The sequence below is a fragment of the Acetanaerobacterium sp. MSJ-12 genome (genome assembly GCF_018917875.1).
GTDB classification, from domain to species: domain Bacteria; phylum Bacillota; class Clostridia; order Oscillospirales; family Ruminococcaceae; genus Bittarella; species Bittarella massiliensis.
This window is the reverse complement of the sequence record NZ_JAHLPK010000006.1, coordinates 118155-144637: the sequence shown is the minus strand read 5'-3', so window position 1 is coordinate 144637 and position 26483 is coordinate 118155. Positions and strand designations below refer to the sequence as shown.

Here is a 26483-nt window from a genome sequence, read left to right as displayed (position 1 = left end):
CCCACCCTTTTACAGGATGGAGGCGACGCCTTTATGACATTTAGTAGATGTCTAGTTTTTGTAGACCTTGCCGTCTTTCATGATAAAGGTGACCGCTTTGAGGGCGGTGATGTCGGCCAGGGGGTCGCTGTCCACAGCCACCACGTCGGCGAGCAGCCCCTCTTTGAGGGCGCCCACCCGGTCCTCCCAGCGGATGAGCTGGGCGGCCCACTTGGTGGCCGAGAGGATGGCGTCGCCCGGGTCCATGCCCTGTTTCACCATCAGCTCAAACTCCAGCGCCTGGCTGCCGTGGGTGGCAAAGGGGGTGCCGGTGTCGGTGCCAAAGGCGATTTTGATGCCCATCTTGTAGGCGCGGGCAAAGGTGGCAAAATGGGTCTCCATCACCTTTCCGCACTTCTCCACCAGGGGGGCGGGAATGCCCATCTGGGTGCCGTTTTTCATGATGTGCCAGGGGGCCTGCAGGGTGGGGACCAGCCAGGTGCCGTTTTCCAGCATCAGGTCGTGGGCCTCCTGGTCGGCCATGGTGCCGTGCTCGATCGAGGTGATGCCGGCGCGCACCGCCATCTTGATCCCCTCGGCCCCGTGGGTGTGGGCGGAGGTGATGCGGCCCTTGACCTTGGCCTCGTCGATGACGGCCTTCATCTCCTCAAAGGTCAACTCGGGGGCGCCCGGGTCGTCGCCAAAGGAGAGGACACCGCCGGTGGCCATCAATTTGATTTGGTCGGCGCCGTATTTGAAGTCCTTGCGGGCGGCCTTGCGGCCCTCGTCGGGGCTGTCGATGATGAAGCCCATGCTGGTGTCGCCGGTGATGTAGGGGTTGAAGTTGCTGTCGGCGTGGCCGCCGGTGGTGCCGATGGGGATGCCGGAGCAGAACATTCTCGGGCCGTCGATCTTGCCGGCGTTGATGGCGTCGCGCACGGCGATGTCGGTGAAGAAGACCGACCCCTCGTCGCGGATGGTGGTGAAACCGGCCATCAGGTCGGACTGGGCGTTGCAGATGGCGGTGATGGTGGAGTCGCCGATGGTCTGCTTGCTCATGTAGTCGGTGGCGGGCTCCCCGTTCATGTTCACGTGGACATGGCAGTCAATGAGGCCGGGCAGGACGTATTTGTCCGACAGGTCGACCACCTCATAGCCCTCCTTCAGAGAGGCGCCAGTGGACAGGGCCTCGATCTTGTTGCCGTCGATGTAGAGGTCGACCCCCTCGACGAATTGCTTGGTGTCGGTGTCGAACAGGTGGCCGCAGCGCAGGACTTGTTTCATCTTACCATTCTCCTTTTATCTGTATGTATGGATTTGCGATCTCAGTTGTCATTCGGCGGGAGCCTGCCCCTTGCAGACCTGGCCGCCCTTCATGACGAAGGAGCAGTCGCTCACCGCTTCGATGTGTTCCAACAGGTTTTGGTCAAAGGCGGCAAAATCGGCGAATTTGCCGGCCTCCACGGTGCCCACCCGGTCGGACCAGCGCATCAGCTCGGCGTTGACCTTGGTGGCCGCCAGCAGGGCCTGGGCGGGGGTAAAGCCGTAGCGGACCATCAGCACCAGCTCATAGGTCTGCTCGCCGTGGTGGTTGAAGAAGGTGCCGGCGTCGGTGCCGAAGCCGATTTTGACCCCCTTCTCCCGGCACTTGGCCAGGTTTCTCTGGTGGTTTTCCAGGCAGCGGGCCGATTTCTCCACCGCCGAGGCGGGGATGCCGGCGTCGGTGCCGTACTCGACAATGCGGTCGCCGGCGATGATGGTGGGGACCAAGTAGGTGCCGTGGGCGGCCATCAGGTCGATGCACTCGTCGTCCATCAGCATCCCGTGCTCGATGGTGGCCACCCCAGCGCGGATGGCGTTTTTGATCCCCTGGGCGCCGTGGGCGTGGGCCGAGGAGAGCTTGCCCCGGCTGTTGGCGATGTCGAGCATGGCCTTCATCTCCTCAAAGGAGAGTTCGGGCGCGCCCGGCTCCCCCGGGGAACCCACCCCGCCGGTGGCCATGATCTTGAGCTGGTCGGCGCCGTACTTGAACATCAGCCGGGCGGCCTTGCGGGCCTCGTCGGGGCCGTCGATGACATAGCCGTACTCGTGCATCCCGGTGATATAGGGGTTGAACCAGGAGTCGGCGTGGCCGCCGGTGGAGCCGATGCAGAGCCCGGAGCAGAGCATCCGCGGCCCCACCACCTTGCCGGCGTTGATGCCGTCGCGCAGGGCGATGTCGGCAAAGCCGTAGGAGCCCATGTCCCGCAGGGAGGTAAAGCCCGCCATCAAATCGCTGCGGGCGTTGCAGAGGGAGCGGATGGTGCAGGCCCCCACCGTCTCGGAGATCATCTGCTCCATAAAGTTGAGTTCGCCGTCGATGTTGGTGTGGACGTGGGCGTCGATGAGGCCGGGGGTGACAAATTTGTCCGACAGGTCGATGACCTGGTAGTCCTCCCCCCCAAACTGGGTGCGGGGCATCACCGCCTCAATGGTCTCGCCGTCGATCAAAACGGCCTGGTCGCGGAGCACCTCTTCCCCGGTGGCGGGAAAGAGCTGGCCGCAAAAGAGCACTTTTTTCATGGAATTCCTCCCTCTCTGTTCGCCAAAATCGCGCAGGCAAGCCATTTGTTGCGAATTGCAGTTTAAAGCACGAAAGCGAATAAAGCAACGATAAGTGGCTGCTCACACAGCCACTTATCAGATTATACCAGTATTTTTAGCCCTTGTAAACCACGCCGTCCTTCATGACAAAGGAGCAGTGGTTCATGATTTCGATGTTGTCAAAGGGGCTCTCGTCAAAGGCCACCACGTCGGCCAGCTTGCCGGCCTCGATGGTGCCGACCTTGTCGCTCCACTTCATCAGCTCGGCGTTGGTGCGGGTGGCGGCAATCAGACACTCGGCCACCGGGAACTTGCCGTACTCGGTCATCAGCCCAAATTCGCGGGTCTGCTCGCCGTGACGGTTGTAGTAGGTGCCGGCGTCGGTGCCAAAGCAGATCTTCACGCCCTTGGCGCGGCATTTCTCCAGGTTTTTGCCGTGGTTCTCCAGACAGCGCTGGGCCTTGCCCACCGCCTCGGCCGGCAGGCCGTTCTCAACGCCCATGGCGACGATCCGCTCGGCGGCGATGATGGTGGGGACCAGGTAGGTGCCGTGCTCGACCATCATGTCCATGCACTCCTCGTCCATCAGCATCCCGTGCTCGATGGAGGTGATGCCGGCGCGGATGGCGATTTTGATGCCCTCGGCCCCGTGGGCGTGGGCGGTGGAGATCTTGCCGCGGGAGTTGGGCACGTCGAGGATGGCCTTCATCTCCTCGTAGGTGAACTCGGGGGCGCCGGGCTCGTCGCCGATGGACATGACGCCGCCGGTGGCCATGACCTTGATCTGGTCAGCGCCGTATTTCAGGGTGTAACGGGCGGCTTTGCGGCCGGCGTCAGGGCTGTCGATGACCTGGCCCATGCTGTGCTGCCCGGTGATGTAGGGGTTGTAGTGGGAGTCGCAGTGGCCGCCGGTGGTGCCGATGGGGATGCCGGAGACAAACATTCTGGGACCGGTGATCTTACCGGCGTTGATGGCGTCGCGCACGGCGATGTCGGCAAAGCCGTAAGAGCCCTCGTCCCGCACGGTGGTGAAGCCCGCCATCAGGTCGGACTGGGCGTTTTTCATGCTGTCGATGGTCATGTCGCCGATGGTCTTTTTGCCCATGTCGTCCATGCAGGTGACTTCGCCGTTCATGAGGGTGTGCAGATGGGCGTCGATCAGGCCGGGCATGACAAACTTGTCGGACAGGTCGATGACCTCGCAGCCGTCGCAGTTGCACCCGGAGATGGGGCCGACCGACTCGATTTTATTGCCGTCGATGACAATGGCGATGTTCTCCAGGACCTTGTCGTCCACCGCGCTGAAAAACTTGCCGCATTTGATCACTTTTTTCACAATCATCCACTCCTTTTTTATTTGAGGGGCTGCCTGCCAGAAAAACCGGTGGACAGCACGTCTGTACAATGTTGTATTGCCGGGGGCACTTTAACGGTTTAAAGCGACCCCTTTCTGCAAGTGAACCGCCTGCAAAAGCAGGCGGTCAACTCGCAAAACCTTCTTTTCAAACTCACAAGACGCAATTTTTCCCAACAGAAACCGCTTTTGTGAATGCGCGCTCTCCCGCTCTTCCCTTAGGAGAAGATGAAGGGGGAGATGATGCCGGCGAAGACCACCGAGGCGATGGTGACGGTGGTGAAGCCGCCGACGAGCATCTTGGGCAGGATCACGGCGGAGACAGCAGCCTTCTGCTCGTCGCTGGCGTCCAGGCCGGCGACGACCTCGTCGGTGATGACCTGGGTGCCGGGGTAGCCGATGAGGGCGGTCATGCCGATGGCAATGGAGACCAGGGGGCTGTAGCCCAGCAGTTTGCCCATGACGATGGCGAAGATGCCGATGCCGACAGCGCCGATGACCAGGGTGCCGATCAGGGGCAGGATCATGTCGAGGAAGGCAGCCGGGGTGACCGAGGTGAAGGAACCGGGCAGGACCGCCAGCAGGGCGATGCTGAAGAAGCCGTAGGCGCCGGCCTTGGTCAGGGCGTTTTTGTTCAGGAAGCCGATCTCACAGAAGACGATGCCAAAGAGGAGGTAGGCCACGTTGGGGTTGAGGATGTAGTTGACCGGGTTGGAATTGGGGATGACGGTCAGCATGGCCACAACATAGGCGATGAAGGCCACGATGCCCAGCTTGGCGATGATGGCGGTGGGGGTGTTGAGGCACTTGGGGCCCTCAGGCAGGAAGCGAAGGTTGATCTTCTTTTTCTTGCCGGTGGAAGCGCTCTCGGCGACAACGCCGTTTTTGACCATCTTATTGGCCTCTTTCTTCAGGCAGAAGGAGGCAATGGGCATGCCGACGAACATCTGGAAGGCCACGACCAGCATGGCGAACCCGCCCAGGGCGGGCTTGCCGGCGGCGACGGCGGCGTCATTGGTGATGATGCCGGCAATCAGGCCGCCCGCGATGGGGGAGGCGGCGCTGAGGGCGTACTCCTTGCCGAAGAGCCAGGTGGAGATGGTGAAGCTGACCAGGGCCAGGCCGACCAGGCCAATCAGAGCGATGACAACAGTCTTCCACTCTCTCAGCAGGGACTCCAGGTCGAGGATGGTGCCCAGGTTGACCAGCAGCACGGCGATGCCGAAGGCACTCATCATGCCGGGCAGGGTACTATCCGCAACCGAAGTGGCCGGGATAATGCCAGTCCAGAACCCTACGAGGTAGACAAAGCACCCCACGATAATAGCGGATATCAATCCTTTTGTTTTCTCTGCCACGATGTCGCCGAGGGCGAAGACGACCACGAAGACGACAAACGAGAACAGCGGTGTCCAAATTGTTGTCATCAGATTTCCTCCTAAATCGAATTTGACGAAAGCCGTTGGGGGCCCCGTCGATTTGATACACATTATAGCACGGCCCCAGAGGCTTGTCACCGGGTCGGTCACAGTTTTGTAACATTTTTTATTTTAGCGGTGAAAAGTGGTGAAACGAATAGTGAATTTGGCCAAATTGTAAACAAAAAACCATACAAGATATGCAACGAATGGGAAATTCCGCCCCCCCTCGCCTTCCCCTTTCCCCCATTTGGGTGTAAAATAGGACAGAAAGGGCGCATATGCACCAGTATTTTCCGCCCATTTGAGAGGGGGGAGAGCGGTTGCTTCACTGGATACGAGCCCTGATTGGCGACATCGTCAAAAACTGGCGGCAGTTTGCCCACTATGTGTTCTGGGGGGCCATTACCGCCTTTTTAAACCTCTGCCTCTTTTTCGCCCTCGCCAACTGGTGCGGCTGGAACTACGCCGTCGCCAACGTGGCCGCCTGGGTGATCTATGTGGTGGCGGCCTACTTCTCCAACCGCTGGTTTGTCTTTCGCCAGCGCGGGGGCGGGGCGAGGGCTGTCTGGCGGGGGCTGCGGGATTTTGCCAGCTGCCGGTTGGGCACCTGTGTGCTGGAAACCGCCATCATGGCGCTGCTGGTCTCAGGGCTGGGGCTGCCCCAAAACCCGGTGAAAATCGGGGCCTCTGCCCTCTCGGCCACCATCAACTACATTGTCAGCCGGTTCTGGATTTTCGGCAAGGTAAAAAAAGAGGCAAAAAAATACACCGGGCGGGGGTAGCCGATTCCGCGCTGGGAAAAATCGCCCTTTTTGCCGCACCGAAAGCCAAGAGGGACCTGTTTGCAAAATCGTCCCCACAAACAGTCCAAAAGAGAGGGGGGAGCGCGATGCTCCCCCCTCTCTTTTCATTGGGAACGGGTTTGACATAGGCCAAGCCAGCTCCCCTCCCTCGCCGGGCAGACACATTGCCCGCCCTTTTTGAGTGGCAGGGGGGCGGAGACAATTTTGCCACTTCTGCAACTGCTGCTCCCCCTGTTCATTTTCTTCTGCACCGAGGCAAAGGGGCACCGGCGAGTTGGAAAATGGGGCAAAACAGCGGCGATGACCAGGCCACTGGCATGCCAAAAAATCGCCAGTGGCAGCGCCTAAGCGCCCTCATTTGACCGGCAACTCTGTCTTCCCTTCTCCGCCGGGCAGACGCATTGCCCTCCCCCTCTTGTGGGCAGCAGAAAGCAAGGACAACTTTACCCGCTGCGCCGGCTGGGCACCTGTGCACTCCCTCTGTGCCGAGGCGGAGGGACACCGGTGGGTCGGAAAACCAGCCAAATCGCGCTGACAGGCAAACCAATACCCCGCGGGAGCTGGACTTGCGGACAGCGGCGTCTAAGCGCCCTCATTTGACTGGCCACTTCTTCTCTCCTCCCCTGCTTCCCTTTGTCCCTCCCTTTTACGGGTGACAAAAGAGCGGGGAACAACTATTTTTCTGTAACACAGCTCTCGGCGTTGCTCCCCCCTGCACCGAGACAGGGGGACACCATCTGGCCCAAAACCGGCTAGACGGCGCTGGTGGTCGGGCCGGAGAGACGCCGCAAAATCGCGATGGCAGCGCCCGCGCACTCCGTCGACCGGCAAGCCCATCCCCTCTCTCGCTCCGCTCCTGCGCCGCAGGTAAGAGGGCTCTTTTGCAGAATGCTCCTCTCGCCCGCGGGCAAAGCGCCTGCGCGCAGGAAAAGGCTGTGCTTTTCCCGCCCTGCATAGAAAAGCGGCATACCGGCGAGCGGTATGTCCCCGGCCCTATAGCAGCCGACCGGCGGCAGTGAGCAGACCGCCGGTGGCCCCGGCAAAATCGCCGGCGGCAGCATTTGAAATGGAGCAGCCGGTCAGCGGGCACTCCTCCCCCGGCCGCACTCCCCCTCCAGCCGGTCGAGGCGGCGGGCCAGGTGGGCCAACTGGTTGTGCAGCAAGTCGGGGTAGTCCCGCTGGTTGAGGGCCTCGCTGGCTGGCGGGCCGACCCGACGGCCGTTTTGGCGGACCACCGCAGCGGGAATGCCGATGGCGGTGGCCCCGGCCGGCACCGGGCGCAGCACCACACTGCCCGCGCCGATGCGGCTGCCGTCCCCGATCTCGATGGGGCCCAGCACCTTGACGCCGGCCCCCAGCAACACGTCGTTGCCCACGGTGGGGTGGCGCTTGCCCTCCCCCTTGCCGGTGCCTCCCAGGGTGACCCCGTGGTAGATGGTGCAGTTGTCCCCCACCACGGCGGTCTCGCCGATGACCACCCCGGCCCCGTGGTCGATGAAGAGGCCGCGGCCGATCTGGGCCCCGGGATGGATCTCAATGCCGGTAAAACTCCGCCCCAGCTGGCTGAACAGCCGGGCGAGAAAGAAGTGTTGCCGCCGGTAGAGGCGGTGGGCGAGCCGGTACCACAACAGGGCGTGGTAGCCGGGATAGAGCAAGATGACCTCGGCCAGACTTCTGGCAGCGGGGTCTTTTTTTAAGATGGAGCGGGCGTCTTCAAGCCATTTCAATGGAACTTTCCTCCTGTGGCAGCGGGCCGCGCCGAACAGGCGGCGGCCGGTTGAACGGCGGCTGTCACGGGCGGAGACATCGCCCCCAGGGGCGGCGAAGGGGGAACCCCTTGCGCCGCTTTTTCGCGCGGGCAGTCAGTGCGCTCATCACAGGGTCTCCCCTCCTCTCTGCGGCCTTTCGCGGCCGCTGGTACAGTGTATGTCGGGCGGGCGGCGCCGGCCCGGCAAAAGAAAAAAAGAGAGCCGCCCGGCACACACCGGGCAGCTCTCGATCGCAGTCGCTTGAAGGGGGCTACTCCTTCTCCTCATGGTCGCAGCCGCAATCGCAGCAGCCGCACTCCTCTTCGTCGTCAAAGGCGAAGTCGGTATCCAGTTCCAGCTCCTCGCCACAGTTGGGGCAGGGCATGGAACCCACGTCGGTCAGGGTGTCCTCGTCGACATAGATGGTCTCGCCGCAGGTGGGGCAGGTCACTTCGTACATGGGCTCATCGCAGCAACAGTCATCATCGTCGTCGTCTTCGTCGCCGTAGAGGTCGTCCTCCACATCGGAGAGATCCTCGTCCAGCTCCTCCACGAAGTCCATCACTTCGTCCAGGTCTTCCTCGATGTCGTCGACAGTCAGAGCCAGGTCCTCGATGATGTCGACCATCGCCAGGATGATCTTGGACTCCTTCTTGCCCTTGTCGATGTCCAGCCCCTCGATGAGGCCCTTCAGGTAGGATACTTTTTCGCCGATGGTCATAGCTTGTCTCTCCTATTCAAATCAATTGGGGAAAGAGCGGGCGGGCAGAGTGGTTCTGTCCTACGCTCTCTCCATGTACTCGCCGGTGCGGGTGTCGATGCGGATGCGGTCGCCCTCGCTGAGGAAGAGGGGGACGCGGATCTCGGCGCCAGTCTCCAGCGTGGCCTCTTTCAGGGTGTTGGTGGCGGTGTTGCCCTTGAAGCCGGGGTCGGTCTTGGTGATCTCCAGCTCGACAAAGAAGGGGGGCTCAACGCCAAAGACGTTGCCCTTGTAGGACAGCACCTTGACCACGGTGTTCTCTTTGACAAACTTGAAGTTGTCGCTGAGGATAGACTTGTTGATGGGCAGCTGCTCGTAGGTCTCCTCATCCATGAAGTAGTAGAGGTCGCCGTCGTTGTACAGGTACTGCATGTCCCGCCGGTCGATAAAGGCGGTGGGGTATTTGTCGTTGGGGTTGAAGGTCTTCTCCAAAACCCCGCCGGTGATGACGTTTTTAATTTTAGTGCGGACGAAGGCGGCCCCCTTGCCGGGTTTTACGTGCTGAAATTCCACTACCTGCACGACGGTGCCGTCCATCTCAAAAGTAACTCCGTTGCGAAAATCTCCCGCAGAAATCATGATCCATCCTCCAAATCATTAGTTCTTATCCATTCTATCCTATCACCGTCTATTTTTCAAGTTCTTTTTCCGCCTGGCGCCGGGGTTTAGAGGAGGAGCAGCTCCTTGGGGGAGCGGGTGATGTCCTCGGTCCCCTGGGGGGTGATGACCACCATGTCCTCGATGCGCACCCCGAACTCGCCGGGCAGGTAGATGCCCGGCTCCACGGTGATGACCATCCCCTCTTCGAGGGCGGTCTTGCAGCCGGGCGAAAAGCGGGGCTCCTCGTGGATGTCCAGCCCCACCCCATGGCCCAGGCCGTGGCCGAATTGAGCCCCGTAGCCGAAGGAGGCGATGTAGTCCCGGCTGGCCCGGTCGACCTCCTCGCAGACGACACCCGCCTGGGCGGCGGCAATGCCGATCTCGTTGGCCTTGAGAACGATGTCGTAGATCTGGCGCTGTTTTTCACTGACTTTCCCCAGGGCCACGGTGCGGGTCATGTCGCTGCAGTAGCCGTCCACCGTGCAGCCAAAGTCCATGGTGAGGAAATCGCCCGCCTGCAGCGCGTAGTCCCCCGGCACCCCGTGGGGCTTGGAGGAGTTTTGCCCCCCCACCACGATGAAGTCGAAGGAGACCCCTTCGGCCCCCTGGCGGCGGATGAAAAACTCCATCTCCAGGGCGATCTCCCGCTCGGTCTTCCCCGGGGCGATGTGGCCGAGAATGTGCTGGAAGGCCTCGTCGGTGAGGGCCTGGGCGGCCTTTATCTTGGCGATCTCAGCGGCGCTCTTGCGCATCCGCAGGCCGCCCAGCACCTCTTCAAAGCCGCTGCCGTCCACCAGCTGGGCGGGGAGTTTCTCCATCCACCCGCGGGCCTTCGACAGGGAGCAGAGGGAGTCCACCACCCCGTAGGACCGGACCCCGTGGCGGGCAAACAGCTCGCCGATCTGGGCGCAGAGTTTGTCCTGCAAGAGCACCTGACAATCCCGCGCGGCGGCCCGGGCCATCTCAATATAGCGAAAGTCGATGATCAGGTAGGTCTCCTCCCGGGTGACGACGACAGTGCCCGCCGAGGAGCGGACCCCGGTGAGGTACTGGCGGTTCTTCTCATCGTCCACCAGGGCGGCGTCAATGCCCTGGGGCAGCAGTTCACAGACGCGCATGGCTACACCCTCCCCGCCAGGGCCTCGATGGCCAGCAGATAGCCCTGGGTGCCCAGGCCGCAGATTTGGCCCACGCAGACCGGGGCGGTCACCGAGCGGTGGCGAAACTCCTCCCGCTGGTGGACGTTGGAGATGTGCACCTCCACCGCCGGCAGCTTGACGGCGGCCAGCGCGTCGCGGATGGCGTAGCTGTAATGGGTGTAGGCGCCAGGGTTGATGACGATCCCCTGAAAGTCGGTCAGGCCCCGGTGGATGAAGTCGATGAGCTCGCCCTCGCCGTTTGCCTGAAAACAGATGCAGGAAAGCCCCAGCTCGGCGCATTTCTGGCGGCAGGACTCCTCCACGGTCTGCAAATTTTCCAGCCCGTAGTGGCCCGGTTCCCGCACCCCCAAAAGGTTCATGTTGGGCCCGTTGATGATGGCAATGGTCTTTTTCACGTGGATCCACCCCTCTTTATTTTTTCCGCCCTGCCGGGCGGGACAGAGCTCACTTTTGCAGGGAGCGGTAGTAGTCTTTCATGGTGCGGGCGTCCTCGGCCTGGGTGCCGGCGGACTCACAGATGAAGGTGGGGCTGCTGCCGTACTGGCAGATGAGCTCCATCAGCGGCTCATAGGCGGGGCCGTAAACGGTGTCGGCAAAGGTCAGGTGGGCCTTTTCGCCCCCCTTTTCGGTGTACTGGATCTTGGAGAAGTGGGCGTGAAATCCCTTCATCCGCCCCTCTCCCAGCCGCTCCCCCACCGCCAGCAGGATGGCCTCGTAATCGCTCTTCTGGGCGACGCCGCCCAGGGTGCGGGCGTTGAGGTGGCCAAAGTCGATACAGGGGATCAGCCGCTCGTCGAGACAGCAGAGGGAGAGCACCTCGTCCAGGGTGCCCAACTGGTTGATCTTCCCCATGGTCTCGGGGCAGAGGTGGACGTGGCCCAGCCCCTCCTCGTCCATGGCCGCCAGGGCCCGCTGCAGGGTGTCGCCGGCCAGGGCCAGGGCCTCCTCCCTGCTGATTTTCGAGCAGGAGCCGGAGTGGACCACCACCCGGTCGGCCCCCATGCCGGCGGCGGCGCGGACACTCTGGAGGATGTACTCCACCGACTTCTGGCGCTTCTCCTCCTCCACCGAGGAGAGGGAGATGTAGTAGGGGGCGTGCAGGGAGAGGGAGATGCCGTGCTCCACCGCCTTTTTGCCAAAGGCGGCCGCCGCCTCGGGGCTGATGCGCACCCCGTGGCCGCACTGGTACTCGTAGCAGTCAAGGCCCATCTTCTCCACATAGCCGGGGGCCTGGATGGTGGCCTTGTACCCCTGGTCTTTAAAGCTCTGGGAATTGCCCGCCGGGCCGAATTTTGCCGCCATTTCAGTCCTCCTCCCGCTTGATGAACAGCCGTTCCAGCTTGCGCTTGAACTGGATCTGCGCCAGCTCCTGCCCGTCGATGGGGTTGACCAAAATGGTCTTGACCCCGGCGATGTTTCCCCCCAGCATGTCGGTGAAGAGCTGGTCGCCCACCATGGCGCAGACCTCTCGGGGCAGCCCCAGCAGCGCCACCGCCCGGCGGTAGCTCTTCGGCAGGGGCTTTTTGGCGCTGTGGACATAGGGCAGGCCCAGCAGCTGGGCAAAGGGGCGCACCCGCTCCTCCCCATTGTTGGAGATGATGCAGAGTTTGATCCCCCCCGCCCGCATGGCCTCGACCCATTCGCGCGCCCCCGGCGCCGGGGTGGGGTCGTCGTGTTTGGCAAGGGTGTTGTCGATGTCGACGATCAGCCCGCCGATGCCGGCGGCCTTCAGAAATTGCAGGGTCACCCCCTGCACGCTCTTTTGCATGTAGTCCGGTCTCAGCACCTGCTCGCTCCCCCTTTCGGGCGGCCGCAGCCGCCTTTTTAGTATCTCAAAAAATTGTTTCAAAATTGCAAAGAAATTGAAGCCGGCAAATGAAAAAGCGGGCTGCAAAGCCCGCTTTTATCTTTTGTTCGCCGTACCGATGGACCTGCAAGCTTATCTCTTTTTGAATTTGCGCTTGCGAGCCGCTTCGGATTTCTTTTTGCGTTTTACAGAGGGCTTCTCGTAGTGCTCACGTTTGCGAACCTCCTGCAAGACACCCGATTTGGCGCACTGGCGTTTGAACCGCCGCAGCGCGTTGTCCAAGCTCTCATTGTCTTTGACGCGAATTTCCGACATTTACTTCCCCTCCCTCCGCCATGCGGCAGGAGTTTACGGCGCTGCGCCCCCGCAGGGACCGCCCCGTAAGATGCCGCCGCCCAGGGCTCTCGCCCGTGGACCTGGCCGCTACAAGTTGTACCGGCAGGCGCAACTTGTATAACAGAGACTATTATACAATGCCCTGCCAAGGGCTGTCAATAGCTTGCAGGGGGCAAGTTGGAAAAATTCAAAAAGCAAGCGGTTTCCAGCAAAAAACTCCCTATTTGATGACGATGTTCACCAACCGGCCGGGTACGTAGATCTCGCGAATGGGCATCTTCCCCACCAGCGCCTCGGCGATGGCGGCGTTGTCCTTGGCGATCTGGATGGCGGTCTCCTTGTCGCAGTTGACCGGCACCACGATCTTGGCCCGCACCTTGCCGTTGACCTGCACCGCCAGCTCCACCGTCTCGTCGACGCACTTGCTCTCGTCGAAGAGCGGCCACTTCTCCTTGGCCAGCATGGGGCCAAAGCCGTGCTTCTCGTACATCTCCTCGGTGAGGTGGGGGGCGAAGGGGTTGAGGATGACCAGGAAGTCGTGCAGTTCGTCCTTGGTGATCCCCTTCTTGGCGTAGATCTCGTTGATGAGGGCCATCATGGCGGCGATGGCGGTGTTGAACTTGAGGTTCTCGATGTCCTCGGTCACCTTTTTGATGGTCTTGTGGAAGCTGACCTCCAGCTCTTTGGAGTAGCCCTCGCCCGGGATGAGCAGCTTGGAGAGCCCCCAGACCCGGTCCAAAAACCGGCTGCAGCCCTTGATGGAGTCGGCGCTCCAGGGGGCGGCCTTCTCAAAGTCGCCGATGAACATCTCGTACAGCCGCATGGTGTCGGCCCCGTACTGGTCGACGATGTCGTCGGGGTTGACCACGTTGCCGCGGGACTTGGACATCTTCTCCCCGTTCTCGCCCAAAATCATGCCGTGGCTGGTGCGCTTGGCATAGGGCTCCTTGGTGGGGACCACCCCAATGTCGTAGAGGAACTTGTGCCAGAAGCGGGAGTAGAGCAGGTGCAGGGTGGTGTGCTCCATCCCCCCGTTGTACCAGTCCACCGGCAGCCAGTACTCCAGCGCCTCTTTGCTGGCGATCTCCTGATCGTTGTGGGGGTCGCAGTAGCGCAGGAAGTACCAGGAGGAACCCGCCCACTGGGGCATGGTGTCGGTCTCCCGCTTGGCGGGCCCGCCGCAGTGGGGGCAGGTGGTGTTGACCCAGTCGTCGAGCTTGGCCAGGGGGGACTGCCCGTCCTCGGTCTGGTGGAAGTCGGCCACCTCGGGCAATTTCAGGGGCAGTTCGGACTCGGGCAGCGGCACCCAGCCGCACTTCTCGCAGTAGACCATGGGGATGGGTTCGCCCCAGTAGCGCTGGCGGCTGAAGACCCAGTCGCGCAGCTTGAAGTTGACCTTGGGGTGGCCCTTGCCCTCTTTTTCCAGCCAGGCGATGATGGCCTTCTTGGCCTCCTCCACCTTCATTCCGTCCAGGAAGCCGGAGTTGACCATCACCCCGGTGGCGCAATCGGTGAACGCCTCTTTCTCCACGTCGCCGCCGGCCACCACCTCGACGATGGGCAGGTCAAAGGCCTTGGCGAAGTCGTAGTCGCGGGTGTCGTGGGCGGGCACCGCCATGATGGCGCCGGTGCCGTAACTCATGAGCACGTAGTCGGAGATGAAGATGGGGATCTCCCTGCCGCTGACCGGATTGATGGCCCGCACGCCCTGGATCTCGACGCCGGTCTTCTCCTTTTGCATCTCGGTGCGCTCAAAGTCGGACTTGCGGGCCGCCTTCTCGCGGTACTCCAGCAGCGCGGGCATGTTGGTGATCTGCCCGGCCCACTGGTCGATGTAGGGGTGCTCGGGGGAGAGGACCATATAGGTGGCCCCAAACAGGGTGTCGGGGCGGGTGGTGTAGACGGTCAGCTTCTCGCCGGCGGTGGTGGTGAAGTCCACCTCGGCGCCGGTGGAGCGGCCGATCCAGTTGATCTGGGAGCTCTTGACCCGGTCGATGTAGTTGACCTCTTCCAAATCGTCGATCAGCCGCTGGGCGTACTCGGTGATCTTCAGCATCCACTGGCTCTTGACCTGGCGGATGACCTCGCCCCCGCAGCGCTCGCAGACGCCGCCGACCACCTCTTCGTTGGCCAGCACCACCTTGCAGGAGGTGCAGAAGTTGACGGCCATCTCCTTTTTGTAGGCCAGCCCCCGCTTGTACAGCTGCAGGAAGATCCACTGGGTCCACTTGTAGTAGCTGGGGTCGGTGGTGTTGACCTCCCGGTTCCAGTCAAAGGAGAGGCCCAGGGACTTGAGCTGCTCTTTGAAGTGGGCAATGTTTTTGGCCGTGACGATCTCGGGGTGGATGCCGGTTTTGAGGGCGTAGTTCTCGGTGGGCAGGCCAAAGGCGTCCCACCCCATGGGGTAGAGGACGTTGTACCCCTCCAGCCGGCGCTTGCGCGCCACGATGTCCAGCGCGGTGTAGCTGCGGGGGTGCCCCACGTGCAGGCCCTGCCCCGAGGGGTAGGGGAACTCCACCAGGGGGTAAAACTTGGGTTTGGAAAAGTCGGTGGTGGCGGCAAAGACATTCTCCTCGTCCCACCGGTCCTGCCATTTCTTTTCGATCTGTTTGAAATCGTAGCTCAAAACTGTATCCTCCCTCAAAACGCCCCAAAGGCCGCGGTCTCCCGCGGCTTTTGGCTGCCTTATTTTTTCAGTTCGTCAATGGCCACCGGCTTGCCGTCGGCCCAGAGCCGCTCGAGCCCGTAGAACTCGCGGGACTCTTTATGAAAGACGTGAACGATCACGTCGCCGTAGTCCAAGACGATCCACCCGGCGGACTGGTAGCCCTCGATCCGGTCCGGCTCCACCCCGTTTTGCCCCAGGAAGAAATCCACCTGGTCGGCCAGGGCCTTCACCTGGGTGGTGCTGGTGCCCTCGCAGAGGACGAAGTAGTCCCCCAGGGTGGACACTTTGGAGATGTCGAGGACCTTGATGTCCCCGGCTTTTTTGTCTTCTAGTGCCTGCACAGCCAGTGCGGCGATCTCTCTTGCAGTCATTCTCTGCTCCCTTTTTATCAGTTGGTCTTTACTTGCCGCTGGAGGAGCTGGAGGAGGCGGCCGAACTGCTGCTCTCCTTGCCGGAAATGGTGTCTTTGCCCGGCTTGGCCCCGCCCAACAGGTCGTCGATGGTGTTGCCGTTTTTGTCGTACCAGGAAGAGGAGTTGGCCACCTCGGGGCAGGTCAGCTCTTCGGCCGGCACCGCCTCGGTGTGGGGGCGAAACTTCTCGTTGAGGAGGTTTGCCAGCTCCTCCTTGTGCACCGAGTAGATGGACAGCCCCGCCTTGGAGTAGGCGGGCTCGCCGGGCACCATGTACATCTCGACTTGCGAGAGGTCCAGTTTGGATGCCTTCTGGGCGTAGTTCAGGATGTCGGCGCCGGTCAGGTCGGTCTCGACCTTGTCGTAGCACAGCCCCACCAGCTTAATCATCTCGTTGGTGGAGAGCTTGGTGATCTTCTCCATCCCCGCGGCGATGAAGAGCCGCTGGGCCTTGACCCGGCCCAAATCGCCCTCGGCGTAGAGTTCGCGGGAGCGGACAAAGCACTGGGCCTGCTCGCCGCTCAGGGTCTGCTGGCCGGCCTTGATTTCAAGCCCCTCCTCGACAATGGTCACGTCGTAGGGGACGTTCATCTCGATGCCGCCGATGGCGTCCACCGCGTCGATGAAGGTCTGCATGGTGATGGTGATGTAGTGGTCGATGGGTAGCTGGTACTGGGTGGTGATGTAGTTGACCAGGTTGAGGATGTGCTTGTCCTTGTTCTCCCCGCGGGAGAAGACGGCGTTGATCTTGCCCGAGGGGATGTTGTCGCCCACGTAGGTGTCCCGCGGGATCTGCAGGATGTGGGCGGTCCCGTCCTCCATATTGAAGTTGACCACCATGATGACGTCGGTGAGTTCGTGATCGGCGTATTCGGGGCGGGAGGTGTCATTGTCGGTGCCGACGATGAGGATGTTCACCGACTTCTCCTGCACCGCCTGCGAGTTGCCGTATTCGGACATGTCCGCGCCGCCGAAGAGGTTGGAGTGCAGCAGCACGTACACCGCTGTTCCCCCCGCTATCACCAGGGCCAAAACCACCGTGGTGACGATGAGCGCGATCTTCTTTTTTCTGCTGCCGGTCTTCTTGCCTTTGTGGGGGGTCTCCCGCATCCTCTTTGCCATGTTACTCTCCCTTGATGTAGTGGTTATACGCCGTGACCGACCCCTCGAAGATGGGGCGGCCCCTCTGGGCCAGATAGATCAAATTGTTCTGCAGGGCCCAGGCCATAGCGCGGTTTAAATCGGTAAAACAGAGCTGTCGCAGTTGCTCCACCCCGGCGAAGGTCCGCTCGGGGCCGGTCATGTCCGCCAGAAAGACGATCTTCTCCTCCGCCGACATGTTGGGCCGACCGGTGGTGTGGTAGAAGATGGCGTCGAGCACCCGGGCATCGGTGACGCCGAAGTGCTCCCCGGCAAAAGCTGCCGCCGCCGGCCCGTGCAGCAGCGCGCGGCTGCTGCGGGCCAAGGCATTGTTTATTATAGCAAACTCTCTGCACCAATGCAACAAAGTGTCCAGGCTTTCCTCCTTCATGCAGTCGTGCAGCCAGGCCGCCCGCAGACAGACATCCTCGTCGGCCCCGTGGTGCCGCGCCAGGGCGCCGGCCTGCTCCACCACGTTTTTGGTGTGGCGGTAGCGCTCGTCGGAGAGGTGGGCCTTGACGTACTCGCGGTAGGGTTTATAGGGGTTCACTTTCCATCCTCCCCTCGGTAGAGGCGGCGCTCCTCGATGTAGCGCAGCACCGCCGGGTCCAAATAGTCCGACACGTCCTCCCCGGCCGCAAGCCGGGCCCGCAGCCAGGTGGAGGAGACCTCCAGCGGGGGGGTGTCCACCAACAGGAAGGTCCCCCCCTCGGCCCGCAGGGAGTCGGCCGCCCCCTGCAGGGCGGCGCGGTCGTCCTCCCGCCGCGGGGCCACGCAGAAGATCGCCATCCCCAGCAGCTCCCGGTAGCGGTGCCACTGGCGAAAACTCAAGAGCATGTCGCTGCCCATGAGGAAGAAGAGCCGGTCTTCGGGCCAGCGGCGGTGGAATTCCGCCAGGGTGTCGAAGGTGTAACTCCGCCCGCCCCGGCGCAATTCCACGTCGCTGATCTCCACCGGGACCCCCCAGTCGCAGAGGGCGGCCATCTCCAGCCGCTGGGCGGGACTGGCCCCCGCCGCCGGGGCCTTGTGGGGGGGCTGAAAGGTGGGCACCACAACGCAGCGCGCAAGGCCCAGCGCCCGGCAGATGGCCCCCACCAGCAGGGTGTGCCCCCGGTGGGGCGGGTTGAAGGTGCCGCCAAAAATCGCCGTATCCATCTCGCTCGCGTCCTCCCTCGCCCTACAGGGTATAGGCGGAGTCCTTTTTCTTCTGCTTGAAGAGGACGAACTTGGTGCCGATGACCTGCACCACCTCGCTCTTGGTGTACTCGGCCAGCTCGGCCGCCGCCTCGCGGGGGGTGTAGGGGCTGTTTTCCAGCACCCGGCCCTTGATCAGCTCCCGGGAGGCCAGGGCGTCGGCCACCTGCTTGGTGACCGCCGGCTCGACCCCGTTCTTGCCGATTTGGACGATGGTGTCCAGGCCGTTGGCGCGGCCCTTCAAATACGCTCTCTGTTTGCTTGTCAACATGGTCGCTGTTCCTCTCTATCTCTCACGGGCCGGGCCGGCGGCGCGGCTCACAGGTATTTTTTCAGCTCTTCCACAAAGAGCCGCAGGGCCTTGCCCCGGTGGCTCATGGCGTCCTTCTCCTCGGGGGGGATGCTGGCAAAGCTCCGCCCCTCCCCCACCTGGAAGATGGGGTCGTAGCCAAAGCCGTTGTAGCCGATGCGCTGGTGGGCGATCTGCCCCACGCACTCGCCCCGGGTGTGAAAGCTGCGCCCGTCGGGGAAGACGATGGTGATGACGCTGACAAAGCAGGCGGTGCGCCCCTCGTCGGGGACGTCTTGGAGGGTCGCCAGCAGTTTGTCCACATTCTCGTCGTCGGTGGCGTTCTCCCCGGCGTAGCGGGCCGAATAGACCCCCGGCGCGCCGTCCAAGCAGTCCACCGACAGGCCGCTGTCGTCGGCCACCGCCGGCAGGCCGGTCAAGTCGCAGATGGTCTGGGCCTTGATGCGGGAGTTCTCTTCAAAGGTGGTGCCGGTCTCCTCGATCTCCTGGCAGATGCCGGCCTCCTTTAAGGAGACGCACTCCACCCCGTAGGGCTCCAGGATGCGGTGGAACTCCCGCACCTTTTTGTCGTTGTTGGTGGCGATGAGCAATTTCACAGCCTCTGTCCTCCTATTTGTTGTCGTCTGGGGCGCTACTCCTCGCAGAAGAGGGCGTCCACAAAGGTCTGGGCGTCAAAGGGCTGCAGGTCGTCGACCTGCTCCCCCACCCCGATATACCGCACCGGCAGGCCCAGCTGGTCTTTGATGGCCACCACCACCCCGCCCTTGGCGGTGCCGTCGAGCTTGGTGAGGACGATGCCGGTCAGATCGGTGACCTCCATAAACTGCTTGGCCTGGTTGACCCCGTTCTGGCCGGTGGTGGCGTCGAGCACCAAGAAGGTCTCCTTTTTGCTGTCGGCGGCCTCCCGGTCGATGACCCGGTTGATCTTGGCCAGTTCGTCCATGAGGTTTTTCTTGTTGTGCAGCCGGCCGGCGGTGTCGCAGATGAGGACGTCCACCCCCCGGGCCTTGGCGGCGGCCACCCCGTCGTAGATGACGGCGGCGGGGTCGCTCCCCTCCTGGTGGGCGATGACGTCGCAGCCGCTACGCTGCCCCCAGACCTGTAGCTGGTCGATGGCCGCGGCGCGGAAGGTGTCGGCCGCGCTCAAAAGCACCGTGTGCCCCTGGTTTTTGAGCAGGGCGGCCAGCTTGCCGATGGTGGTGGTCTTGCCCACCCCGTTGACCCCGATGACCAGCAGCACTGTGGGCTTGGTGGTGATCTCCAAAGCGGTGTCGCCCTGGAGGATGTCCAGCAGGACCCCCTTCAGGTAGCGGCGGATCTCCTTGGGGTCGGTGACCCGGTCGCGCTTGACGGCCTCCCGCAGTTTCTCCACGATCTTGAGGGAGGTGTCCACCCCCACGTCGGCCATGATGAGGGTCTCTTCGATCTCCTCGAAGAGGTCCTCGTCGATTTTGGTAAAGCTGGCGGCAATGCCGCCCAGGGCACCGGCAAAGGAATCCCGGGTCTTTTGCAGCCCCTTTTTAAATTTGTCAAACAGCCCCATGCTGCGCCTCCTCTCAAGCGGTTGCACTCATTCGGTCTTCAGGGTACCATCCCAGCGGTATTTCTGCAGATCCACCCGCCGGTCAGGGGTGATTTCGATCCCCTCCGCCTCCAGCAGGAGGCGCTGTTCGTCCAGGGGGCCAAAGGTCCCCTCCGGCGCCAGGCGGCCCTCTCTCCCCACCACCCGGTGGCAGGGGACGCCGGCGCCCGCGGGGCAGCGGCGCATAGCGCCGCCCACCACCCGCGAGGCCCGGGGGCTGCCGGCGAGAATGGCCAGCTGGCCGTAGGTGGCCACCCGGCCGCGGGGGATCTGTCGGGCCAGGGCGTAGACGGTCTGGTAAAAGTTCATCTGCCCACCCCTTTTATGGTATGTATTTCCCGGGGAAAAAGCCGCCGGTCAGTTCACAAATTCGGACCCCACCTCGGAGACGTCCAGTTTCAGCAGCTTGGAGACCCCCTCCTCCTGCATGGTGACGCCGTAGAGGACGTCCGCCTCCTCCATGGTGCCGCGGCGGTGGGTGATGCAGATGAACTGGGTCTCCCCCGACATGGTGCGCAGGTAGGCGGCGTACTTGTTGACGTTCACGTCGTCCAGGGCAGCCTCGATCTCGTCGAGGATGCAGAAAGGCGACGGGTGGACGGTGAGGATGGCGAAGTAGATGGCGATGGCCACAAAGGCCTGTTCGCCGCCGGAGAGGGATTGGAGGTTGTTGATGATCTTCCCCGGCGGGGCCACCTGGATGTCGATGCCCGACTCGAGGACGTTTTCCGGGTCGGTGAGGCTGAGGGCCGCCTTTCCCCCGCCGAAGAGGTCGACGAAGATGCGGCTGAAGTGGCGGTTGATCTGGGAGAAGTTCTCCTCAAAGCGGGCGATCATCTCCTTGGTGAGGGCGGCGATCAGCTTGTGCAGGCTGTTCTTGCTCTCCTCCACGTCCGCGATCTGGGCGCTCATGAAGGAAAAGCGCTCCTTCTCGGCCCGGTACTCCTCGATGGCGTCCAGGTTGACCGAGCCCAGGGCCCGCATCTTCCCCTTGAGGGAGGCCAGGCGGCGCTTGGCCTCCCCCTCGTCCTCCAGGGGGCGGGCCTCCTGCTCGGCCTGGCTGCGGGTCAGCTCGTACTGGTCGTAGAGGTCGGCCACGATCTTGTCGTAGTCCTGCTGCATGGTCTGCTTGCGCTCCTCCAGCCGGGCTAGCTCCCTGGCCACCCCGTCCTTGTCGGACTGGATGGACTTTTGCTCCTGGCGGTTTTGCACCGCCTCCTGTTCCAGGGACTGGCGGCGCTGGGAGATCTGGTGGATGGCGGCGCGGCGCTCGGCGATCCGCCCCATGAGGTCGCTGTTTTGCTCGGCCAGCTCGGCGATGTCCCGGTCGATCTTCTCGCTGCGGGCCTTGGCCGCCTCGATCTGGGCGAGGATCTCCTCTCTCTGCTTACTGCTGCCCAGCTTGGTCTGCTGCAGGGAGATGATCTCCTTCCCCCAAATCAGGGTGTCCTTCTGCAGACCGGCGATCTCCATCTTCTGCTCGGCGATCTCGTCGAGGATGGCCTGCCGGGCGTCGGTAAAGGCCTTGGCGGAGGTGGAGAGGGCGGCCAACTCGCCGTCGAGTTTCTGGTAGAGAGCGGTGGTCTGCTCCTGCTCGGTGAGCAGGGCGTCCATCTCCCCCTCCAACTTCTCCAGGTAGGTGCGCTGGGCAAGGGCGTCCCGCTCCAGCCCCTCCAACTGGCTGCCCGCCTGCTCGAGGTACTGGCCGATGCGGGCCAGCTCGCCCTCGCAGCGGATCTTGTCCTGCCCGGCGGTGATGAGCTCGCTCTGGGCGCCCTCCATCACCGCCTGCAGCCGGGCCAGCTCCTCCCGCAGCTCCCGCTCCTCCCCGGTCAGTTCGGCCAGGCGGGCCTGCTGTTTGGCCGCCCCCTCCCGCAGGGCGGTGAGTTCGCTCTCGCGGGAGAAGACGCCGGTGGTCTTGGAGAGGGAGCCTCCGGTGAGACTGCCCCCGGCGTTGACCACCTGGCCGTCGAGGGTGACCACCTTGAAGCGGTAGCCAAAGGCCTTGGCCAGGGCCACGGCGGTGTCCAGATCCTCCACCACGGCAGTGCGGCCCAACAGGTTTTCGGCGATGGGGCGCAGCCGCTCGTCGCAGTCCACCAGCTCGCTGGCGACCCCCACGTAGCCGTCCCAGTCGTCCAGCCCCCGCTCGCTGAGCGAGCGGCCGCGGATGACCGTCAGGGGGAGGAAGGTGGCCCTGCCCCCCCGCTGTTGTTTCAAAAACTGGATGGCCGCCTTGGCCGCCCCCTCGTCCTGGCAGACGATGTTCTGGGCGGCGGCCCCCAGGGCCACCTCAATGGCGGTGGCATAGGCGCGCTCGACCTTGAGCAGGGTGGCCACCGGGCCCAAAATGCCCCGCAGCTTCCCCTCCTTGGCCGAGAGGGTCACCTTTTTGACGCTGTGGGCAAAGCCCTCCATGTTGTCCTTCAGGTCCTGCAGGACCTTCATCTTGTTCTGGGCGTCGGTGCAGGCGGCCCGCAGGCGGTCCAGCTCCTCTTTCGCCCGGCGGTGCTGCTGCTGGCGGCTCTCCCACTTGAGGGCGTAGCCGTCCTTGGTGTTCTGGGCGGAGGTCAGCTGTTCCACCACCTGGTAGAGCTGCTGGGCGACCTCTTTCCGTTCGGCCTCGGCCTTCTGCATCTCGCCGGTCAAGAGCTCCCTCTTCTCCCCCAGGTCCTGTAAAACGGCCTGGGAGCGGGCCCGGTTGTCGGCCCCGGCGTGCAGCCGCACCTTGATCTCGCTGAGTTCCACCGAGTAGCCCGAGAGGGCGGACGTCAGCTCCTCCACCCGCTCCTGGGTGGAGGAATTTTGCAGCACCAGCCCGGAGAGGGTCTCCTCCCGCTCGGCGATCTCCCGCTCCCGCTGGGCGGCCAGGGCGCGGCTCTTCTCGATCAGGGCCTGCTTGTCGGTGATCTTCTGGTCGATGTCCTCCCCCCGGCGGGCCAGGTCCTCCATCTCCCGCCGGTGGCGCTCCACCTCTTCGCCGGCGTGCTTCTGCTCGTTTTGCAGCACCAGCACGCTGGCCTCGTTCTGGTTGATCTGGGCGCCCAGCTCGGCGATGTCGGCGTTGACCTCCTCGATCTCCGAGGCGCAGCGGTTCATCTGCCGGTAGAGCTCCTCGTTTTTCTGGTCCATGCCGTCGATCTTTTGCTGCATGGTCTCAAAGTCCCGCTGGGCCAGGAGGAGCTTGTCCTCCTGCTGGCGCAGCAGCTGCCGCGACTTGGCCAGGGTGTAGACCCAGAGGGAGACCTCCAGCTGCCGCCGCTCCCCGGCCAGCTGCAGAAACTGGCTGGCCTTTTCGCTCTGCACCCGCAGGGGCTCCAGGCGGCTCTCCACCTCCTGCAGGATGTCCCGCAGCCGCAGCAGGTTTTCCTCGGCCCGCTCCAACTTACGCTCGGCCTCATTTTTCTTGTAGCGGTATTTGGCGATGCCGGCGGCCTCTTCAAAGATTTCCCGCCGCTGTTCGCTCTTGGCGCTGACGATTTCAGAAATTTTGCCCTGGGAGATGATGGAGTAGCCGTCCTTGCCCAGGCCGGTGTCCATGAACAGCTCGTGCACATCCTTGAGGCGGACGGCCTGGCCGTTGATGCGGTACTCGCTCTCGCCCGAGCGGTAGAGCTTGCGCAGCACCGTGACCTCCTCGGCCTGCATGCCCGCCAGCTTCCCGTCGGCGTTGTCGATGACCAGGGCCACCTGGGCAAACCCCATGGGGGAGCGGGCCTGGGTGCCGCCGAAGATGACGTCCTGCATCTTGGCCCCCCGCAGGGATTTGCTGGACTGCTCGCCCAGCACCCAGCGCATGGCGTCGGACAGGTTGCTCTTGCCGCTGCCGTTGGGCCCCACCACGGCGGTGAAGCCGTGGTCAAATTCCAGCCGGGTCTTGTCCGGGAAGGACTTGAACCCGTAAATTTCCAGTGCCTTTAAAAACAAACTCTCACATCCTCCGGATGGTGTAGGGCGCCACCGCCCCGTCTTCGTATACCTTGATGCGCTGCCCCCGCTCGGCCAGGGCCCGGCGGTTTTCCCCCCGGTGCCCCACCGCCTTGGAGGCGTGGCCCGGGGCCACCCCCAGCCGGTACTCCCCGGCGGGGAGGCCGGCCAGCGCTTCGCCCAGCAGGGCGGCGTACCGCCTGCTCTCGCAGAGTTCCCGAAAGGCCGGGTGAAAGGGGCCCGCCACCCAGCCCTCGGCCAGGCTCTCGTCCGGGTGCAGCCCCACCCGGATGACCCGGATGCGCGCGCTGTCAAAAAGCCGCAGAAGCGCGGCGGTCTGTTCCACTGCCTCTTCCAGCGAAAGGGGCGCGTATGCGCCTTTTTCATAGAGCGCGCAGAGTTCGGTGTCCCGCATCACCAGGGTGGGGTAGATGCGCACCGTGTCGGGGGCCAGGGCGACAAACGCCTCGGCGGTGCGCCGGTCGGTCTCCCGATCGGCGCCGGGGAGGCCGGTCATCATCTGCAGCCCCAGTTCCAGCCCGGCGGCGCGGACGGCCCGGCAGGCGGCGCGGACATCCTCCGCCGTGTGGCCCCGCCGGTTTTTCGCCAGCACCCCGTCGTCCATGCACTGGGCCCCCAGCTCCACCGCGGTGACCCCGCGGGCGGCCAGATGGCGGGCCATCGGCCCGTCCAGGCAGTCGGGCCGGGTGGAGAGGCGGATGCCCGCCGCCTGTCCCCGGCGGACAAAGGGCTCGGCCACGTCCAGCAGCGCCTCCCGGTAGGCCGGGTCGACGGCGGTGAAACTGCCCCCGAAAAAGGCGATCTCGCAGTGCGCCCCGTCAAAGCCGGGGGCGCGCACCGCCCCTTCGAGTAGCCGGGCCACCTCCTCCGGGGAGGGGGCGCGGGCGGCCCCGGAGATGCGGTTTTGGTTGCAGAAACTGCACCGCTGGGGGCAGCCCAGGTGGGGGATGAAGATGCCGATGTTGCCGTGTTTCACTCTTCCCCCATCAGCCGCAGGGCTTCTTTGGCGGCGTCCTGCTCGGCCGCCTTCTTGCTGCGGCCCCGGCCGGTGGAGAAGACGTTGTTGTCCAAAATCACCTGCACGGTGAAAATCTTGGCGTGGTCGGGCCCCTCCTCCCCCGCCAGGCGGTATTCCAGCTGGTCCTCTGGGTTTTGCTGGACGATCTCCTGCAGGCGGGTCTTGTAGTCCACAAAGGGGGTGTAGGTGCGGTTGGAGAGGAGGGAGGACATGTTGCGCAGGATGAAGGCGGAGGCCGCTTCCATCCCCCCGTCCAGGTAGATGGCGGCGATCACCGCCTCAAAGGCGTCGGCCAGGATGGAGGGCCGGTCCCGGCCGCCAGAGAGGTCCTCCCCCCGGCCCAGGCGCAGGTAGTCCCCCAGGTGGATGGCCCGCGCCAGGTCGCAGAGGGACTTCTCGCAGACCAGGGTGGCCCGCACCCGGGTCAGCTCCCCCTCGGGCATGTCGGTGAGGTTTTTGAAGATGTAGTCGCTCACCACGATGGAGAGGACCGCGTCCCCCAAAAACTCCAGCCGCTCGTTGTACTGCACGCCGGGCCCCCGCTCGTTGGCAAAGGAGGAGTGGGTGAGGGCCGTCTCGATGAGCTGCTTGTCGAGAAAGCTGTAGTGCAGGGTCCGCTCCAGTTTTTCCATTACGCCTCGCCCCCTTCGGCGGCCTTCTGCCGCATCTCGCCCAGGGCGGTCTCGATGGTGGAGATCACCCCGTTTTCCACCATGGTCTTGGCCTGGCGGATGGCGTTCTGAAACGCCTCGGCCCCCGAACTGCCGTGGGCCTTGATCACCGGCGCTTTTAGCCCCAACAGGGGGGCCCCGCCGTACTTCGAGTAGTCCATCTTGTCCTTAAAGCCCTTCATCCCCCCGGCCATGGTCAGGGCGCCCAGCTTGGTGAGGGGGCTTTTGAACATCACCTTTTTCACCTCGCCGGCCATCATCTTGGCCAGCCCCTCGGTGAGTTTGAGAATGATGTTGCCGGTAAAGCCGTCGCAGACCACCACGTCGGCCACCCCGAAGGGGATGTCCCGCGCCTCGGCGTTGCCGATGAAGTGCAGGGGTGCGTCCTGCATCAGCCGGTAGGTCTCCTGCTGCAAGGGGGTGCCCTTGTGGGGCTCGGTGCCGATGTTGGCGATCCCCACCTTGGGGGCGGCGATCCCCATGATCTTCTCCATGTAGGCCGACCCCATCACCCCGAACTGCACCAGCATCTCGGGGCGGCACTCGGCGTTGGCCCCCACGTCGGCCAACAGGTAGGCGCCGGTGGCCGAGGGGATGACGGTGGTGAGGGCCGCCCGCTTGATCCCCTTGAGCCGCCCGGCGATCATGGTCGCCCCCACCACCAGAGCGCCGGTGTTCCCGGCGGAGACAAAGGCGTCCCCCTCGCCGGATTTGAGCATCCGCAGCCCCTCGGCCATGGAGCAGTCGCCCTTCTCCTTCAAGACGGCGGTGGGCTCGTCCTCCATGGAGATCTGGGTGGGGGCGTGGCGGATGTCCAGCCCTGCCAGGTCGACCGACAGGGCGGCCGCCCGCTCGGTGAGCAGGGGCTCGTCCCCCACCAGGGTGATCTCCACCCCGTATTCGTCCCGGGCCAGCCGGGCCCCCTTGAGGGTCTCGTCGGGGGCGTTGTCGCCGCCCATGGCGTCAAAGATGATTCGCATGGTCCATTCC

At 63.5% G+C, this 26483-nt stretch carries 26 protein-coding genes; 1 reads left to right on the top strand and 25 read right to left on the bottom strand.

The features are described 5' to 3' along the window. Window positions 1-51 precede the first annotated feature (51 nt). The 4 genes from KQI11_RS08505 to KQI11_RS08490 form a co-directional block, all read right to left on the bottom strand. Window positions 52-1263, bottom strand: coding sequence for a metal-dependent hydrolase family protein (locus KQI11_RS08505; protein WP_216401815.1), 1212 nt, complete (start codon window positions 1261-1263; stop codon window positions 52-54). Window positions 1264-1311: 48 nt separating this feature from the next. Continuing rightward, window positions 1312-2541, bottom strand: a complete 1230-nt coding sequence (locus KQI11_RS08500; RefSeq protein ID WP_216401814.1) for a metal-dependent hydrolase family protein — start codon at window positions 2539-2541, stop codon at window positions 1312-1314. Window positions 2542-2677: 136 nt separating this feature from the next. Beyond that, window positions 2678-3898: a metal-dependent hydrolase family protein gene (locus KQI11_RS08495; RefSeq protein WP_185914897.1), complete on the bottom strand. Its 1221-nt coding sequence runs from the start codon at window positions 3896-3898 to the stop codon at window positions 2678-2680. Between the two features lie 236 nt (window positions 3899-4134). Beyond that, a complete protein-coding gene (locus tag KQI11_RS08490) occupies window positions 4135-5343 on the bottom strand; it encodes a hypothetical protein (RefSeq protein ID WP_185914896.1) in 1209 nt (402 codons plus the stop codon). A 314-nt stretch (window positions 5344-5657) separates the two neighbouring features. Between KQI11_RS08490 and KQI11_RS08485 the strand changes: the two genes are divergently transcribed. Continuing rightward, a complete protein-coding gene (locus KQI11_RS08485; RefSeq protein ID WP_216401813.1) occupies window positions 5658-6119 on the top strand; it encodes a GtrA family protein in 462 nt (153 codons plus the stop codon). 1100 nt (window positions 6120-7219) lie between these two features. On the opposite strand, the gene epsC is transcribed toward KQI11_RS08485, so the two are convergent. The 21 genes from epsC to plsX all read right to left on the bottom strand — a co-directional run bounded on the left by epsC (window position 7220) and on the right by plsX (window position 26473). After that, entirely contained in the window at window positions 7220-7867 is a 648-nt protein-coding gene (epsC, locus tag KQI11_RS08480; RefSeq protein WP_185914894.1) for a serine O-acetyltransferase EpsC, read from the bottom strand. 292 nt (window positions 7868-8159) lie between these two features. Next, entirely contained in the window at window positions 8160-8609 is a 450-nt protein-coding gene (locus KQI11_RS08475; RefSeq protein WP_021658447.1) for a CD1247 N-terminal domain-containing protein, read from the bottom strand. A gap of 60 nt (window positions 8610-8669) precedes the next feature. Beyond that, window positions 8670-9227, bottom strand: coding sequence for an elongation factor P (gene efp, locus KQI11_RS08470; protein ID WP_021658448.1), 558 nt, complete (start codon window positions 9225-9227; stop codon window positions 8670-8672). Between the two features lie 86 nt (window positions 9228-9313). Further along, the gene (locus KQI11_RS08465; protein ID WP_185914893.1) at window positions 9314-10366 is read right to left on the bottom strand and encodes an aminopeptidase P family protein; all 1053 of its coding nucleotides are present in this window, start codon (window positions 10364-10366) and stop codon (window positions 9314-9316) included. 2 nt (window positions 10367-10368) lie between these two features. Continuing rightward, window positions 10369-10803 carry a type II 3-dehydroquinate dehydratase gene (aroQ, locus tag KQI11_RS08460; protein WP_021658450.1) on the bottom strand — a complete coding sequence of 145 codons (435 nt, stop codon included), beginning with the start codon at window positions 10801-10803 and terminating at the stop codon, window positions 10369-10371. A gap of 49 nt (window positions 10804-10852) precedes the next feature. Beyond that, window positions 10853-11710, bottom strand: a complete 858-nt coding sequence (locus KQI11_RS08455; protein ID WP_216401812.1) for a TIM barrel protein — start codon at window positions 11708-11710, stop codon at window positions 10853-10855. A gap of 1 nt (window position 11711) precedes the next feature. After that, complete coding sequence (locus KQI11_RS08450) at window positions 11712-12194, bottom strand: YqeG family HAD IIIA-type phosphatase (protein ID WP_216401811.1); 483 nt, start codon at window positions 12192-12194, stop codon at window positions 11712-11714. Between the two features lie 153 nt (window positions 12195-12347). Next, window positions 12348-12530: a 30S ribosomal protein S21 gene (rpsU, locus tag KQI11_RS08445; protein ID WP_021658453.1), complete on the bottom strand. Its 183-nt coding sequence runs from the start codon at window positions 12528-12530 to the stop codon at window positions 12348-12350. A 241-nt stretch (window positions 12531-12771) separates the two neighbouring features. Continuing rightward, window positions 12772-15177, bottom strand: coding sequence for a leucine--tRNA ligase (gene leuS, locus KQI11_RS08440; RefSeq protein WP_216401810.1), 2406 nt, complete (start codon window positions 15175-15177; stop codon window positions 12772-12774). 59 nt (window positions 15178-15236) lie between these two features. Further along, window positions 15237-15590, bottom strand: coding sequence for a ribosome silencing factor (gene rsfS / locus KQI11_RS08435; RefSeq protein WP_059004876.1), 354 nt, complete (start codon window positions 15588-15590; stop codon window positions 15237-15239). 28 nt (window positions 15591-15618) lie between these two features. After that, window positions 15619-16752 carry an LCP family protein gene (locus tag KQI11_RS08430; protein ID WP_185914889.1) on the bottom strand — a complete coding sequence of 378 codons (1134 nt, stop codon included), beginning with the start codon at window positions 16750-16752 and terminating at the stop codon, window positions 15619-15621. A 1-nt stretch (window position 16753) separates the two neighbouring features. Beyond that, on the bottom strand, window positions 16754-17320 hold the full coding sequence (yqeK, locus tag KQI11_RS08425; protein ID WP_216401809.1) for a bis(5'-nucleosyl)-tetraphosphatase (symmetrical) YqeK: 567 nt from the start codon (window positions 17318-17320) through the stop codon (window positions 16754-16756). After that, complete coding sequence (nadD, locus tag KQI11_RS08420; RefSeq protein ID WP_216401808.1) at window positions 17317-17925, bottom strand: nicotinate (nicotinamide) nucleotide adenylyltransferase; 609 nt, start codon at window positions 17923-17925, stop codon at window positions 17317-17319. Before nadD ends, yqeK begins: the two co-directional genes overlap by 4 nt. Window positions 17926-17947: 22 nt before the next feature. Further along, window positions 17948-18235 (bottom strand): YhbY family RNA-binding protein, encoded by a 288-nt coding sequence (locus KQI11_RS08415; protein ID WP_059004873.1) that lies wholly within the window; start codon window positions 18233-18235, stop codon window positions 17948-17950. Between the two features lie 47 nt (window positions 18236-18282). Continuing rightward, on the bottom strand, window positions 18283-18870 hold the full coding sequence (locus tag KQI11_RS08410) for an XTP/dITP diphosphatase (RefSeq protein ID WP_216401807.1): 588 nt from the start codon (window positions 18868-18870) through the stop codon (window positions 18283-18285). A gap of 35 nt (window positions 18871-18905) precedes the next feature. Continuing rightward, window positions 18906-19817 (bottom strand): signal recognition particle-docking protein FtsY, encoded by a 912-nt coding sequence (gene ftsY / locus KQI11_RS08405; protein WP_021658461.1) that lies wholly within the window; start codon window positions 19815-19817, stop codon window positions 18906-18908. Between the two features lie 27 nt (window positions 19818-19844). Further along, the gene (locus tag KQI11_RS08400; protein ID WP_216401806.1) at window positions 19845-20165 is read right to left on the bottom strand and encodes an MGMT family protein; all 321 of its coding nucleotides are present in this window, start codon (window positions 20163-20165) and stop codon (window positions 19845-19847) included. A 48-nt stretch (window positions 20166-20213) separates the two neighbouring features. Beyond that, window positions 20214-23783, bottom strand: coding sequence for a chromosome segregation protein SMC (gene smc, locus KQI11_RS08395; protein ID WP_216401805.1), 3570 nt, complete (start codon window positions 23781-23783; stop codon window positions 20214-20216). 4 nt (window positions 23784-23787) lie between these two features. Continuing rightward, window positions 23788-24780, bottom strand: coding sequence for an elongator complex protein 3 (locus KQI11_RS08390; protein ID WP_216401804.1), 993 nt, complete (start codon window positions 24778-24780; stop codon window positions 23788-23790). Next, the gene (gene rnc, locus KQI11_RS08385; RefSeq protein ID WP_021659814.1) at window positions 24777-25454 is read right to left on the bottom strand and encodes a ribonuclease III; all 678 of its coding nucleotides are present in this window, start codon (window positions 25452-25454) and stop codon (window positions 24777-24779) included. The genes KQI11_RS08390 and rnc overlap by 4 nt, the downstream gene beginning before the upstream one ends. Then, window positions 25454-26473 carry a phosphate acyltransferase PlsX gene (plsX, locus tag KQI11_RS08380; protein WP_216401803.1) on the bottom strand — a complete coding sequence of 340 codons (1020 nt, stop codon included), beginning with the start codon at window positions 26471-26473 and terminating at the stop codon, window positions 25454-25456. The genes rnc and plsX overlap by 1 nt, the downstream gene beginning before the upstream one ends. Window positions 26474-26483 lie beyond the last annotated feature (10 nt).